The sequence below is a fragment of the Myxococcota bacterium genome (genome assembly GCA_035498015.1).
In the GTDB taxonomy this organism is placed as follows: Bacteria; Myxococcota_A; UBA9160; order SZUA-336; family SZUA-336; genus VGRW01.
The window spans coordinates 1-12,047 of the sequence record DATKAO010000213.1 but is presented as its reverse complement, the minus strand read 5'-3'; the positions used below and the strand labels follow the sequence as shown (position 1 = coordinate 12,047).

Annotated in this window: 15 protein-coding genes; 11 read left to right on the top strand and 4 right to left on the bottom strand. The window is 71.2% G+C overall.

Going from position 1 to position 12,047, the window contains the following annotated elements:
• From gyrA to VMR86_18775, 11 genes are all read left to right on the top strand, one after another.
• Nucleotides 1-2,487 carry a DNA gyrase subunit A gene (gene gyrA / locus VMR86_18825; protein ID HTO09112.1) on the top strand — a complete coding sequence of 829 codons (2,487 nt, stop codon included), beginning with the start codon at nucleotides 1-3 and terminating at the stop codon, nucleotides 2,485-2,487.
• Nucleotides 2,484-3,770 carry a glutamate-1-semialdehyde 2,1-aminomutase gene (hemL, locus tag VMR86_18820; protein HTO09111.1) on the top strand — a complete coding sequence of 429 codons (1,287 nt, stop codon included), beginning with the start codon at nucleotides 2,484-2,486 and terminating at the stop codon, nucleotides 3,768-3,770. The genes gyrA and hemL overlap by 4 nt, the downstream gene beginning before the upstream one ends.
• A 44-nt stretch (nucleotides 3,771-3,814) precedes the next feature.
• Nucleotides 3,815-4,054 (top strand): AtpZ/AtpI family protein, encoded by a 240-nt coding sequence (locus VMR86_18815; GenBank protein ID HTO09110.1) that lies wholly within the window; start codon nucleotides 3,815-3,817, stop codon nucleotides 4,052-4,054.
• A gap of 149 nt (nucleotides 4,055-4,203) precedes the next feature.
• Nucleotides 4,204-4,401, top strand: coding sequence for a hypothetical protein (locus tag VMR86_18810; GenBank protein HTO09109.1), 198 nt, complete (start codon nucleotides 4,204-4,206; stop codon nucleotides 4,399-4,401).
• Between the two features lie 5 nt (nucleotides 4,402-4,406).
• On the top strand, nucleotides 4,407-5,096 hold the full coding sequence (gene atpB / locus VMR86_18805) for a F0F1 ATP synthase subunit A (GenBank protein HTO09108.1): 690 nt from the start codon (nucleotides 4,407-4,409) through the stop codon (nucleotides 5,094-5,096).
• A gap of 27 nt (nucleotides 5,097-5,123) precedes the next feature.
• On the top strand, nucleotides 5,124-5,435 hold the full coding sequence (gene atpE, locus VMR86_18800; protein ID HTO09107.1) for an ATP synthase F0 subunit C: 312 nt from the start codon (nucleotides 5,124-5,126) through the stop codon (nucleotides 5,433-5,435).
• A gap of 251 nt (nucleotides 5,436-5,686) precedes the next feature.
• Entirely contained in the window at nucleotides 5,687-6,289 is a 603-nt protein-coding gene (gene tmk / locus VMR86_18795; GenBank protein HTO09106.1) for a dTMP kinase, read from the top strand.
• A gap of 13 nt (nucleotides 6,290-6,302) precedes the next feature.
• Entirely contained in the window at nucleotides 6,303-6,923 is a 621-nt protein-coding gene (pnuC, locus tag VMR86_18790) for a nicotinamide riboside transporter PnuC (GenBank protein HTO09105.1), read from the top strand.
• Complete coding sequence (locus tag VMR86_18785; GenBank protein HTO09104.1) at nucleotides 6,920-8,035, top strand: AAA family ATPase; 1,116 nt, start codon at nucleotides 6,920-6,922, stop codon at nucleotides 8,033-8,035. Before pnuC ends, VMR86_18785 begins: the two co-directional genes overlap by 4 nt.
• 55 nt (nucleotides 8,036-8,090) lie before the next feature.
• Entirely contained in the window at nucleotides 8,091-8,354 is a 264-nt protein-coding gene (locus tag VMR86_18780; protein ID HTO09103.1) for a LysM peptidoglycan-binding domain-containing protein, read from the top strand.
• Nucleotides 8,355-8,375: 21 nt separating this feature from the next.
• On the top strand, nucleotides 8,376-8,834 hold the full coding sequence (locus tag VMR86_18775) for a hypothetical protein (GenBank protein HTO09102.1): 459 nt from the start codon (nucleotides 8,376-8,378) through the stop codon (nucleotides 8,832-8,834).
• Here the strand turns inward: VMR86_18775 and VMR86_18770 are convergent.
• From VMR86_18770 to VMR86_18755, 4 genes are all read right to left on the bottom strand, one after another.
• Nucleotides 8,827-9,606: a sterol desaturase family protein gene (locus VMR86_18770; protein ID HTO09101.1), complete on the bottom strand. Its 780-nt coding sequence runs from the start codon at nucleotides 9,604-9,606 to the stop codon at nucleotides 8,827-8,829. The two genes, VMR86_18775 and VMR86_18770, sit on opposite strands and share 8 nt — an antisense overlap.
• A gap of 6 nt (nucleotides 9,607-9,612) precedes the next feature.
• A complete protein-coding gene (locus tag VMR86_18765) occupies nucleotides 9,613-10,155 on the bottom strand; it encodes an MOSC domain-containing protein (GenBank protein ID HTO09100.1) in 543 nt (180 codons plus the stop codon).
• Between the two features lie 69 nt (nucleotides 10,156-10,224).
• Nucleotides 10,225-11,073, bottom strand: a complete 849-nt coding sequence (locus tag VMR86_18760; protein ID HTO09099.1) for a CPBP family intramembrane glutamic endopeptidase — start codon at nucleotides 11,071-11,073, stop codon at nucleotides 10,225-10,227.
• On the bottom strand, nucleotides 11,070-12,047 hold a 978-nt coding region (locus VMR86_18755; protein HTO09098.1), incomplete at its 5' end, for an excinuclease ABC subunit UvrA. The genes VMR86_18755 and VMR86_18760, both read right to left, overlap by 4 nt.

Sequence of the window (12,047 nt, the reverse complement as noted above, 5' to 3'; positions counted from 1 at the left end):
ATGTCGGACACGCCCGAGACACCAGAGCTCCCGCCGGTCAATCCGCCCACGCCCGTCGCCATCGAAGACGAGATGCGGCGGTCGTTCCTCGACTACTCGATGTCGGTCATCATCAGCCGCGCGCTGCCCGACGTCCGAGATGGCCTGAAGCCCTCCCAGCGCCGCATCCTGGTCACGTTCAACGACCTGAACCTGGCCAGTGACCGGCCCTACCGGAAGTGCGCCAAGATCTCCGGCGACGTCTCCGGCAACTACCACCCGCACGGCGAGGCGGTGGTGTACCCGTCGCTGGTGCGGCTCGCGCAGCCGTTCTCGATGAGATACCCGCTGGTCGACGGCCAGGGCAACTTCGGCTCGATCGACGGCGATCCGCCGGCGGCCATGCGCTACACCGAGGCGCGACTCACTCGCATCGCCGGCGAGATGCTCGCCGATCTCGAGCGCGAGACCGTCGACTTCATCCCCAACTACGACAACACGCGCAGCGAGCCCGTGGTGCTGCCGACGCGCATCCCGAACCTGGTGGTGAACGGCTCGTCCGGCATCGCGGTCGGCATGGCCACCAACATCCCGCCGCACAACATCGGCGAGACGGTCGACGCGCTGGTCATGCTCGCGCGCAATCCGCGCGCCACGCTCGAGGAGCTGATGGAGAAGCTGCCGGGGCCGGACTTCCCGACCGGCGCGCTGATCTGCGGCTCGGCGCCGATCCGCGAGGCCTACCGGACCGGCCGCGGCCTGCTCACCGTGCGCGCGCGCGCGGCGATCGAAGAGGCCCGCGGCGGCAAGCAGCGCATCGTCGTCGACGAGATCCCGTACATGGTCAACAAGGCGTCGATGATCGAGAAGATCGCGGAGCTCGTGCGCGACGGGCGCATCGACGGCATCTCCGACGTGCGCGACGAGTCCGACCGCCGCGGCATGCGCGTGGTGGTCGAGCTGAAGAAGGACGCCGACGACCAGGTCGTGCTGAACCAGCTCTTCAAGCTGACTCCCATGCAGACCACGTTCGGCGTGAACATGGTCGCGCTGGTGCGCAACCGGCCCCAGACCCTGGGACTGATTCCGCTGCTCCAGCACTTCCTCGACTTCCGCCGCGAGGTCGTGCGCCGGCGCGCCGCCTACGACCTGCGCCAGGCCGAGGCCCGGGCCCACATCCTGGAAGGCTTCGCGATCGCGCTCGACCACCTCGACGCCGTGATCGCGTTGATCCGCGCGAGTCAGAGCCCGGCCGAGGCGCGCGCGGGGCTCGAATCGCGCTTCAGCCTGTCCGAGCGCCAGGCGCAGGCGATCCTCGAGCTGCGGCTTCAGCGACTCACGGCCATGGAGCGCCAGAAGATCCTCGACGAGCTGGCCGAAGTGCGCGCGCTGATCGAGGAGCTGAAGGCGCTGCTCGCCAGCGACCAGCTGGTGACCGACAAGATCATCGAGGAGCTGACCGAGATCCGCGCGAAATACTCCGACCCGCGCCGCACGGAGCTCGCGCCCGCGGTCGAGGACTTCACGACCGAAGACCTGATCGCGGAAGAAGACATGGTCGTGACCATCACGCACCGTGGCTACGCCAAGCGCCACGTGCCGCGGTTGTACCGCGCGCAGCGCCGCGGCGGGAAGGGCAAAGTCGCCGCCGCCACCGCCGACGAGGATTTCGTCGAGCAGGTGATCGTCGCTTCGACTCACGCCTATCTGCTGTGTTTCACCAACCTGGGCCGCGTCTACTGGCTCAAGGTGTTCGAGCTGCCCGAGCTGTCGCGCGCCGCCAAGGGCAAGGCGCTCGTGAACCTGTTGCGCCTGGGCGAGGGCGAGCGCATCGAGGCGATCCTGCCCGTGCGTGACTTCGACGAGGGCGGCTTCGTGGTGCTGGCCACGCGCCAGGGCACGATCAAGAAGACCGAGCTCGCGGCGTTCGCCAACCCCCGCCCGAGCGGCATCATCGCGATCCACATCTCCGAGGGCGACGAGCTGATCGCCGCCGCGCGCACCACGGGCGCGGAGCAGCTCCTGCTCGCGACCCAGGACGGCAAGTCGATCCGCTTCGCCGAAGCCCAGGTCCGCCCGATGGGCCGCAGCGCCACCGGAGTGCGCGGCATCTCCACGCGCGAGGGCGACGCCACCGTCGGCATGGAGGTGCTGAAGCCCGGCAAGACCATCCTCACGGTGAGCGAGAACGGCTTCGGCAAGCGCACGCCGCTCGAGGACTACCGCGAACAGAACCGCGGCGGGCAGGGCATCATCACGATCAAGACCACGGAGCGGAACGGGAAGGTCGTGGGCATCCTGCAGGTCTCCGACGGCGACGAGATCATGCTGATCACCAACGGCGGGAAGATGATCCGCACGCGCGTCGGCGAGATCCCGACCATGAGCCGCAACACGCAGGGCGTGCGGCTGATGGAGCCCAACGAGGGCGAGGTCGTGGTCTCCGTCGCCAAGCTCGCCGAGGAAGACGAAGGCGACGAGGGAGACGCCGGAGGCGAGGCGTCGTGAGGACGGGGCGCTCGAAGCGCCTCATGAAGCGCGCCCGCGAGGTGATCCCGGGCGGGGTCAACAGCCCGGTGCGCGCCTTCGGCTACGTGGGCGGCCAGGCGCGCTTCATCCGCTCGGCTTCGGGCGCGCGGCTCGAGGACGAGGACGGCAACCGCTACGTCGACTGGGTCGCGTCGTGGGGCGCGATCCTGGTGGGTCACGCGCACCCGATCGTGCTCGAGGCCGTTCGCGCGGCCGCGGCGCGCGGCACGAGCTTCGGCGCGCCGACCGAGGCGGAGATCGCGCTCGCGGAGCGCGTCGTGTCACTCGTGCCCGGCGTCGAGATGCTGCGGCTCGTGTCGTCGGGCACCGAGGCCACGATGAGCGCGATCCGGCTGGCGCGCGGCGCGACCGGGCGCGAGCGGATCGTGAAGTTCGACGGCTGCTATCACGGCCACCCCGACCACATGCTCGCGGCTGCGGGCTCGGGCGTGGCCACGCTCGGCATTCCCGGCACCGACGGCGTGCCCGCCGCGGCCGTGGCCGACACGATCGTGCTGCCGTTCAACGACCTCGCGCGAGTCACCGAGCTGTTCGCGGAGCGCGGCAACGAGCTTGCCGGCGTGATCGTCGAGCCGGTGGCCGCGAACATGGGCATGGTGATGCCGGCCGATGGCTTCCTCGCCGGTCTGCGCCGGCTCTGCGACCGGCACGGATCGCTGTTGATCTTCGACGAGGTGATCACGGGCTTCCGCGTGGCGCTGGGCGGCGCGGCCGAGCGCCTGGGAGTCACTCCCGACCTGTGGACCTTCGGCAAGGTGATCGGCGGCGGCCTGCCGGTCGGCGCGTACGGCGGCCGGCGCGTGCTGCTCGAGCGCATGGCGCCGGTGGGTCCGGTGTACCAGGCAGGCACGCTCTCGGGCAATCCGCTGGCCACGGCGGCGGGCCTGGCGGTGCTCGAGCTGGCCAGCCGGCCGGGCACCTACCAGTCACTCGAGGAGACCGCGCGCAAGCTGACGAGCGGCCTCGAAGCGCTGGCGCGCGAGGCCGGCGTGCCGTTCAGCAGCTCGGCGCTGGGCGGCCTGTTCGGCTTCTTCTTCCATCCCGGCCCGGTCACGAGCTACGCCGACGCGCAGAAAGCCGACGCCGCCCGCTTCCGCGCCTTCTTCCACGCCATGCTCGACCAGGGCATCTATCTCGCGCCCTCGCCGTTCGAGGCCGGCTTCGTGACCAGCGCGCACGGTGACTCCGAGCTCGACGAGACGCTCTCGGCCGCGCGCCGCGCGTTCCGGAAGGCGGTGTGAGCCCGGGCCCCGGCCGCCGCCGGCCCCGCTATGCCCCGATCGCGATGGGGCGGACCGCCGAGGCCGCCTGGGAGGCCTCGCTCTCGGTCGTCGCCGGCGCGGGCCTCGGCTACCTGGTCGACCGCTGGCTGGGCAGTGCGCCCTGGGGGATGATCGGCTTCGTGGTGCTGGGTACCGCGGCGGCCTTCCGGCGGCTCCTCCTGCTCGCCAAAGCCGGCGACAAGCCAGGCGAAAAGGGACGCGGCAACGGCGCCGCGCCGCCGCCCGGCGCGCCCGGCGAGTGACTCGCCGCAGCGCATCGTTGCAGGCGAAGCACCTGTGGCTGCTCGCGCTTGCAATCGGGGGGGCGATTCCGTATGGATGCCACGCCGTTTGGAGCCTGGCTCTAGCGGGAGGGATCCAGGTCGTGAATGTCGCCGTCACTACGCGAAGCGTGCGTCTCGTGGTCGCCCAGCCGGTCGCGGCGTCGGCCGCGCACCTCGTGTTCATGCTGCGGCTGTTCGCCGTGCTCGCGGCGATCTTCCTGGGGCTGCGCGTGCTCGGCGCGGCTCCGGTGCCGTTCGCGATCGGGCTGCTCGCCATCGTGCCCGCCGCCGTGTGGCACGGACTGAGCCAGGCGCGCGAGGCCTAGACCGTATGGTTCACCCCCCGTCGCTCTACGACGCCTTCGGCCCGCTCGCGATCGTGCCCGCGGTCGGACTGACCGTGCTGCTCGTGCTCCTGGTCGCGTGGCGGGTGGGCGCGGCGGTGGGACCCGACTCAGTCATTCCAGATCCGCGGCCTTCGCTGCGGAACTTCGTCGAGGTCCTGTTCGAGGGCCTGTGCGGCCTGGCCGAGGACGTGATCGGCCACGACTGGAAGAAGTACATGCCCTACATCGGCAGCCTGGGGCTCTTCATCCTGATCGGGAACCTCTTGAACCTGATGCCGGGACTCGGCGCACCGACCAGCTTCATCGAGACCAATCTCTCGTGGGCGATCCTGTCGGTGACCACGGCCGAGGTCGCGACCATGCGCGTGCACGGCTTCGGCGGCTGGCTGAAACACATGGCGCCCGGGCCCTGGTGGCTGGCGCCCTTGATCCTGCCGATCGAGCTGTTCAGTCACCTGGTCCGCTACTTCTCGCTCACCATCCGTCTCACCGCCAACATGTTCGCCGACCACACGCTGCTCTCGATGTTCGTGGGCGGCTTCGGGACGCTGGTCGCCGTGCTGGTGCCGTGGGTGGTGCTCGGTCTCGGGCTGTTCGTCTGCTTCGTGCAGGCCTTCATCTTCACCTTCCTCACGATGCTCTACATCGGAATGGGCATCGAGGAATCCCATTGAGTCATAAAGGACTAAAGGAGTAAGGGGATGCGCGCGCGTTACGTGATTCTGGCTCTGATCGCTCTGTGCCTCGTGCCGGACCTGGCCTTCGCGGCCGACGAGGCCGGCGGCTCGCCGAACTGGGGCATCGCCATCGGCGCGGGCCTCGCGATGGGTCTGGCCGTGCTCGGCGCGGGCATCGGTCAGGGGCTGGCGGCGGGCAACGCCGTGGCGGGCATCGCGCGCAATCCGGGCGCCAGCGGCACGATCGGCACCCAGATGATCATCGGCCTCGCGCTCATCGAGTCACTGGCGCTGATCGCGTTCGTGATCGCGATCCTCCTGACCAACAAGGTCTAGGGCGCGTCGAAGACCGGCCACGCACGGGCGCTCGCGCGTTCACACCGACGCGCGGGCGCCCTCGTTTTTCGCGCACTTTCCGGCGGCACGCGCGTTGCTCAGTCACTCGTGCGGGTGGAACGGGATGCCCCTTCACGGGACCGGGGATCTCGGAAAGCCCATTGCCGGATGGGGACACGGGGAATGGCGTGCGATCAACGGGGTGAGGCGTGCGCCTTCCCCATCCGGCTCTCCCGGGAGACACTGACGCGATGAGCGCCCGGGGCCGCTTCATCGTCTTCGAGGGCATCGACGGCTCGGGCAAGTCCGAGCAGGCGCGCCGGCTGGTGGCCTGGCTCGAGTCACGGGGCCTCGCGGTCACGGCCACGCGCGAGCCCACCGACGGCAGCTGGGGCCGCACCTACCGCAGCTGGGCGCGCGGCGAGTTCGAGGCGGGGCCGGACGAGGTCCTGCACTGGTTCCTGTCCGACCGGCGCGAGCACGTGGCCCGGGTCATCCAGCCCGCGCTCGAGCGCGGCGAGCTGGTGGTCTGCGACCGCTACCGCGACTCCACGCGGGCCTACCAGGCCGCGCAGGGCATCGACCGCACGCGCCTGCGCGAGCTGTTCGCGTCGGCCGAGTTCCCCGAGCCGGACCTCGTGCTGTGGCTGCGCGTGCCGGTGGCCACGGCGCTCGCGCGCATGGGCGCGGCGGCAGAGGAGCGCTTCGAGCGGGCCGACTTCCTGTTCCGCGTCGACGCAGAGTACGAGCGCCTCGGGCTCGTGCCGATCGACGCCTCGGGCGACGTGGAGGAGGTCGAGCGCAGAGTCCGCGCGCGCGTCGAGCGCGTGCTGGGCGACGCGGTCGTGGCCTAGTACGCTCCGGCGCGTGGATCCGGTCGCGTTCGTGGTCGCGGGCAGCCCGGTCACCTGGACCGAGCTCCTGGGGGACGTGACCGGCCTCTTGTGCGTGTATCTCGTCGCGCGCGCCAACGTCTGGAACTGGCCCGTGGGCCTGGCGAACGTGGTGCTGTTCTTCTTCACGTTCCTGCGCGCGCGCCTGTACGGCGACGCGCTGCTGCAGGTCGTGTTCTTCGTGCTGAACGCCTACGGCTGGTGGCTGTGGACCCGCCCCGGCGAGCGCGGCGCGGAGCCGCCCGTGCGGCGCGGCACGCCGCTCGAGAACGCGGGCCTCGTGGGCGTGTCACTCGCCGGCACGGCGGGCGCGGCGCTGATCCTCGCGCGACACACCGACTCGCCCGTGCCGCTGTGGGACGCCAGCGTGCTCGTGCTCAGCATCGTGGCCACCTGGGCGCAGGCCGAGAAGCTGGTCGAGTCCTGGTGGCTGTGGATCGCCGTGGACGTGATCTCGGTCCCGCTCTACATGGGTCGCGGTCTGTATGCGACGGCGGTGCTCTACGCGCTCTTCCTCGGCCTGTGCCTGATGGGCCTGCGCGAGTGGCTGCGCCTGCTCGAGGCGCAGCGCGCGCTCGCCGGCGCCGCGCGGTGAGCCCCGCGCACGGGCTCGTCCTGGGCAAGTTCTACCCGCCGCACGCGGGTCACCACCTGCTGGTGCGCACGGCGGCGCGCGCCTGCGCGCAGGTCACCGTGCTGGCGCTCGCGTCGCCGCGCGAGTCACTGCCGCTCGACCTGCGCGTGGCCTGGCTGCGCGAGGTGCACGCGGCGGACCGCAACGTGACCGTGCTGGGCGGCATGGACGAGCACCCGATCGACTACGACGACCCGGGTGTCTGGGACCTGCACATGGCGCTGGTCAACGCGCTGCTTGCCGCCGCGGGCCGGCCGCCGGTCGACGCGGTGTTCACGTCCGAGGCCTACGGGGACGAGCTCGCGCGGCGGCTGGGCGCGAGACACTGCCCGATCGACCTGGAGCGCGCGCTGGCGCCGGTCTCGGCGACCGAGGTGCGCCGTGACCCGGCGGGTCACTGGCAGCACCTGGCCGCGCCCGTGCGCGCACACCTCGCGCGCCGCGTGGTGGTCGTGGGCGCCGAGTCCACGGGCAAGACCACGCTCGCGCGCGAGCTGCGCGACTCACTGGCCGCGCGCGGCGGAGCGCTCGCCGAGACCCGCTGGGTGCCCGAGCACGGGCGCGACTACACGGTCGACAAGCTCGCGCTGGCGCGAGCGGAGGCCGCGTGGCGTGGCGCGCCCGCGCCGGGCATGGCGGACCTGGCCTGGCCCACCAGCGACTTCGTGGCGATCGCGCGCGCGCAGAATGCGCTCGAGGAGCGCGAGGCGCGCGTGGGCGGGCCCGTGCTGGTGTGCGACACGGACGCGCTCGCGACCAGTATCTGGCACGAGCGCTATCGCGGCGCGCGCGCGTCCGAGGTCGAGGCGCTGGGCGATCCGCCGCCCAGCCTGTATCTCGTGACCCACCACGACGACGTGCCGTTCCACCAGGACGGCATCCGCGACGGCGAGCACATACGGGCCTGGATGACCGCGCGCTTCGTCGAGCGCCTGCGCGGCACGCGCCACCGGGTCGAGCTCGTGCGCGGCGCGCGCGCAGCGCGGCTCGAGCGCTCGCTCGCGCTCGTCGACGCGTGGCTGCCCGACGCATTCGCCCAGGTTTTCGTCGACGCCTCGCCCCTCGCGGGATAGCATGGCCTCGGGTGCCGCCGGCACTCGCCGGCGTTGGCGCTCGAAAGGACGAGCCATGGCAGGCGACAAGCCCCGCCCCGATTTCTCGGACGTGACCGGCGGTGGATCTTCCACCGCACCGAAAGCCGCGACTCCGGCGCCGCCGCCGGCGGAGACCTACACGGTCGTCGCGGGCGACAGCCTGTCGAAGATCGCCAAGCGCGTTTACGGCGACGCGAACCAGTGGCGGCGCATCTTCGAGGCGAACCGTGATCAGATCCAGAACCCGGACCTGATCCGCCCGGGACAGAAGCTCGTGATCCCGGCGGCCAAGGCCTGACTGAGTGGAGGAGGGAGGAACATGATCCGACGATCGATGCCGCGCGCGCTGGTCGCGTGCGCGCTGCTGGCGCTGGCGGTGGGTGCGTGCAAGCGGCAGCAGCAGGCGGAGCCGGCGCCGGCGCCCGCGACGCCGCCCGTGTCTTCACCCGGTGCGTTCCGGGTGACAGCCGTGGACCTCGGCAACATGATCGACACGGCCAAGCGCGTGACGACACCGACGAACCAGTTCGCGCCCAACGACACGATCTACGCGTCGGTGCAGTCCGATGGCAGCGCGAGCCAGGTGGCGATGGTCGCGCGCTGGACCTACGAAGACGGCCAGACCGTGAACGAGACCACGCAGGTGATCGCGCCCTCGGGCCCGACCGTCACCGAGTTCCACATCGCCAAAGCCAGCGGCTGGCCCGCGGGGAAGTACAAAGTCGAAGTCACGGCCAACGGCGCGCTCGCCGGCAGCCGCGAGTTCGAGATCAAGTAACGGGCCCGCGCGCGCGGAACGGCTCGAGCAGCATCGCGCCCAGCGCGCGCGGGTCGCCCGTCTCTCCCGGTCCGAGCCCGATCGGGAAGTGACTTGCGGGATCGTTCGCCCGGAAGCTCCGGCCCGCGCGGTCCCACAGCGTGAAGGTCGTGGCGTAGTTCGAGTCGTGCTCGCGCCGCACGACCGAGTGGTGCACGCGGTGGAGCGCGGGAGTCACGAGCCAGAGCTGGAGCGCGCGTTCGAGCGGCGCCGGCAGCGCGAAGCGCGCGTGCTCGAGCGCGTTCATGGCGCCGAACACGCACTCGAAGACCACCACGCCCGCGACCGGCGCGCCCAGCGCCGCCACCGCCGCGAGCCGCACCGGCACCGACATCAGGATCTCCCCTGGATGGAAGCGCAGCGCCGTCGAGACGTGGAGCGCGGGGTCCGCGTGGTGCACGCGATGGAAGCGCCAGAGGAACGGCACGGCGTGGTTCGCCCGGTGCCACAGGTACGACACGAGGTCGAGCCCGAGCACGGTGACTCCGATCGCCAGCCAGCCCGGTGCCGCTGCGGCCTGGAGCAGCCCGAAGTGACCCCCCTCGCTCCAGCGCGCGAGCTGCCACTCGGCGCCGCCGAAGACCGCGGCGCGCAGCGCCGTGGCGGCCAGCCAGATGCCGAGATTCACCCCCCACGCCGGCCGCACTGACTCGTGCGGCGCCACGCGCTCCAGGGCGAGCCCGAGCGCGAGCGCGCTCCCGACCGCTGCCGAGACCCAGAGCTCCGGCGCCACGGCCCCCTAGACCGGCTCGAGCCAGCAGTGCGGCTCGTCGGGCAGCTCGATCCCGATCGGGTCGCCCACCCGCACCTCGCCGCCCGCGAGCACGATCGCCATCACCCCGGCCTTGCGCAAAAGCTCACCCGCCCGATTACGCTCGAGCACGGCCTTCATCAGCCCGGGCTGGATTCCGTCGAGCTGCAGGCAGGGATTGCGCAGGCCCGTGACTTCGACGACCGCGCTGCGGCCCAGGTGCAGCCGCGCGCCCCGCGGCAGCGCCAGGAGACACAGCCCGCGCGTGGTGACGTTCTCGCCCATCTGGCCCGGCTCGAGGGCGAAGCCGCGCGCGCGCAGCTCGTCGTGCAGCTCGGCGTGGATCAGGTGCACCTGCCGCAGGTTCGGCTGACTCGGGTCGCGCGCCACGCGCGAGCGGTGCTTCACGGTCTTGCCGGAGTGCGCGTCGCCCTCGACGCCCAGCCCGGCCATCAGACGCAGCGCGTCGCGCTTGCCCTTCTGCATGGTGTGTGACCCGCTCGACGCGAGCGCGAGGACGAACCCGGACATGGCGCACCAAGGTATCACTCCGCCCGGTCGGCCCAACCGGCCCGTGAATGCGAGCTTGCGTGTTCGGGCTCAGCCCCGAGCGGCGCTCGACGAGCCCGTGGTTCCGCCCCGCGCGGCCGCGCGGCACAAGACCAGGCCCACCACGGTGAGCGCCGTGCAGCCGACGACCCAGCCGGCCGGGGTGTGCGCGCCCGCGCCGTCGAAGCCGGCCAGCCCGAACAGCTGGTAGCTGGCGCAGACCTGGGCCACGCCCCAGAGTGAGTCGAGCGCGATCGCGGGCCAGAGCGACCCCGAGCTCTGGCGCAAGATGCACAGCACGAGCGCGTTCAGGAAGCCGGGCACGAACGGCCAGGGGCCGTGCGCCATGAGCGAAGGCAGGAACGACGCGCCGAAGCCCGAGAGCAGCGCGCTCACGAGCACGCCGGGAATGACACCGAGCTGTGTCGTGGCGAGCGGCTGCAGCACGCCGCGGTAGAAGAGGTTGTAGGCCAGCGGGAACGCGAGCACCCAGACCAGCGTGCCGGCGGCCGCGAGCGCCTGCGGCCGGAGGTGCGACGGGTCCGGATCGGGCGGGGGCGCAGGCGGCGGCGGCGCGATGCTCTTCACCACGTTGTCGATCTCACTCGACACGATGATCGCAGCCACGAGAAACACGACCGCGATCCACGCGCTGGCAGGCGCCGACACGAGGCCGATCTGACGCGCCGGCGGCTGGCGGAAGCGCTGCGCGCACAGGGCGAACATCAGCCCGTAGGTCACGAGCGCGCTCATGCCGAGCTGCGAGGCTGCGAGCTGGACGCCGATCTTCTCGAACAGGATCAGCCACAACAGGTGAGACAGCGGCGCGAGCAGCGCGAGCACGAACACGAACGCGAGCGTGAGCGGCGGCCGGGGCTCCGAATCCGAGTCGGGGATCATCGGCCGAACAGGATCGGCCGCAGCGCCTGGCCGGTGTACGAGAGGGGGTTGTTCGCGACCTCTTCGGGCGTGCCGGTCGCGACGATCTCGCCGCCCTTGTCCCCGCCCTCGGGGCCGAGGTCGATCAGGTAGTCGGCGGTCTTGATCACGTCGAGATTGTGCTCGATCACGACCACCGTGTTCCCGCGCTCCACAAGCTTGGTCAGCACGTCGAGCAGCTTCTCCACGTCGGCGAAGTGCAGGCCGGTGGTCGGCTCGTCGAGGATGTACATGGTGCGGCCGGTGGCGCGCTTCGAGAGCTCCTTCGCCAGCTTGATGCGCTGCGCCTCGCCGCCCGAGAGCGTGGTGGCCTGCTGGCCCAGGTGCACGTAGCCCAGCCCCACCTCGGCCAGCGTCTGCAGGCCCGGCCGGATCGACGGGATGTGCTCCAGGAACTCGAGCGCCTCGTCGACCGTCATCTCGAGCACGTCGGCGATCGACTTGCCCTTGTACTTCACCTCGAGCGTCTGCGGGTTGTAGCGCTTGCCCTGACACTCCTCGCAAGTCACGTACACGTCGGGCAGGAAGTGCATCTCGATGCGCAGGATGCCGTCGCCCTCGCAGGCCTCGCAGCGGCCGCCCTTCACGTTGAACGAGAAGCGCCCGGGCTGGTAGCCGCGCTGCCGTGACTCGGGCAGCTGCGTGAACAGCTCGCGGATGCCGGTGAAGATGCCGGTGTAAGTCGCCGGGTTCGAGCGCGACGTGCGCCCGATCGGGTCCTGACTCACGTCGATCACCTTGTCCAGGTGCGGCAGCCCGTCCACGCGCTTGTGCTTGCCCGGCTTGTCCTTGGCGTCGAAGAGCTTGTGCGCGAGCGCGCGGTACAGCGTGTCGTTCACGAGCGTCGACTTGCCGCTGCCCGAGACACCGGTCACGACCGTGAGCACGCCCAGCGGGAAGCGCACGGTCACGTCGCGCAGGTTGTTCGCCGACGC

Coding starts and splice junctions, on each gene's coding strand:
- VMR86_18815 (HTO09110.1), top strand. CDS start 3,815: ATGGGGCGGACCGCCGAGGCCGCCTGGGAGGCCTCGCTCTCGGTCGTC.
- VMR86_18760 (HTO09099.1), bottom strand. CDS start 11,073: ATGATCCCCGACTCGGATTCGGAGCCCCGGCCGCCGCTCACGCTCGCG.
- atpE (HTO09107.1), top strand. CDS start 5,124: ATGCGCGCGCGTTACGTGATTCTGGCTCTGATCGCTCTGTGCCTCGTG.
- VMR86_18765 (HTO09100.1), bottom strand. CDS start 10,155: ATGTCCGGGTTCGTCCTCGCGCTCGCGTCGAGCGGGTCACACACCATG.
- atpB (HTO09108.1), top strand. CDS start 4,407: ATGGTTCACCCCCCGTCGCTCTACGACGCCTTCGGCCCGCTCGCGATC.
- gyrA (HTO09112.1), top strand. CDS start 1: ATGTCGGACACGCCCGAGACACCAGAGCTCCCGCCGGTCAATCCGCCC.
- VMR86_18775 (HTO09102.1), top strand. CDS start 8,376: ATGATCCGACGATCGATGCCGCGCGCGCTGGTCGCGTGCGCGCTGCTG.
- VMR86_18780 (HTO09103.1), top strand. CDS start 8,091: ATGGCAGGCGACAAGCCCCGCCCCGATTTCTCGGACGTGACCGGCGGT.
- tmk (HTO09106.1), top strand. CDS start 5,687: ATGAGCGCCCGGGGCCGCTTCATCGTCTTCGAGGGCATCGACGGCTCG.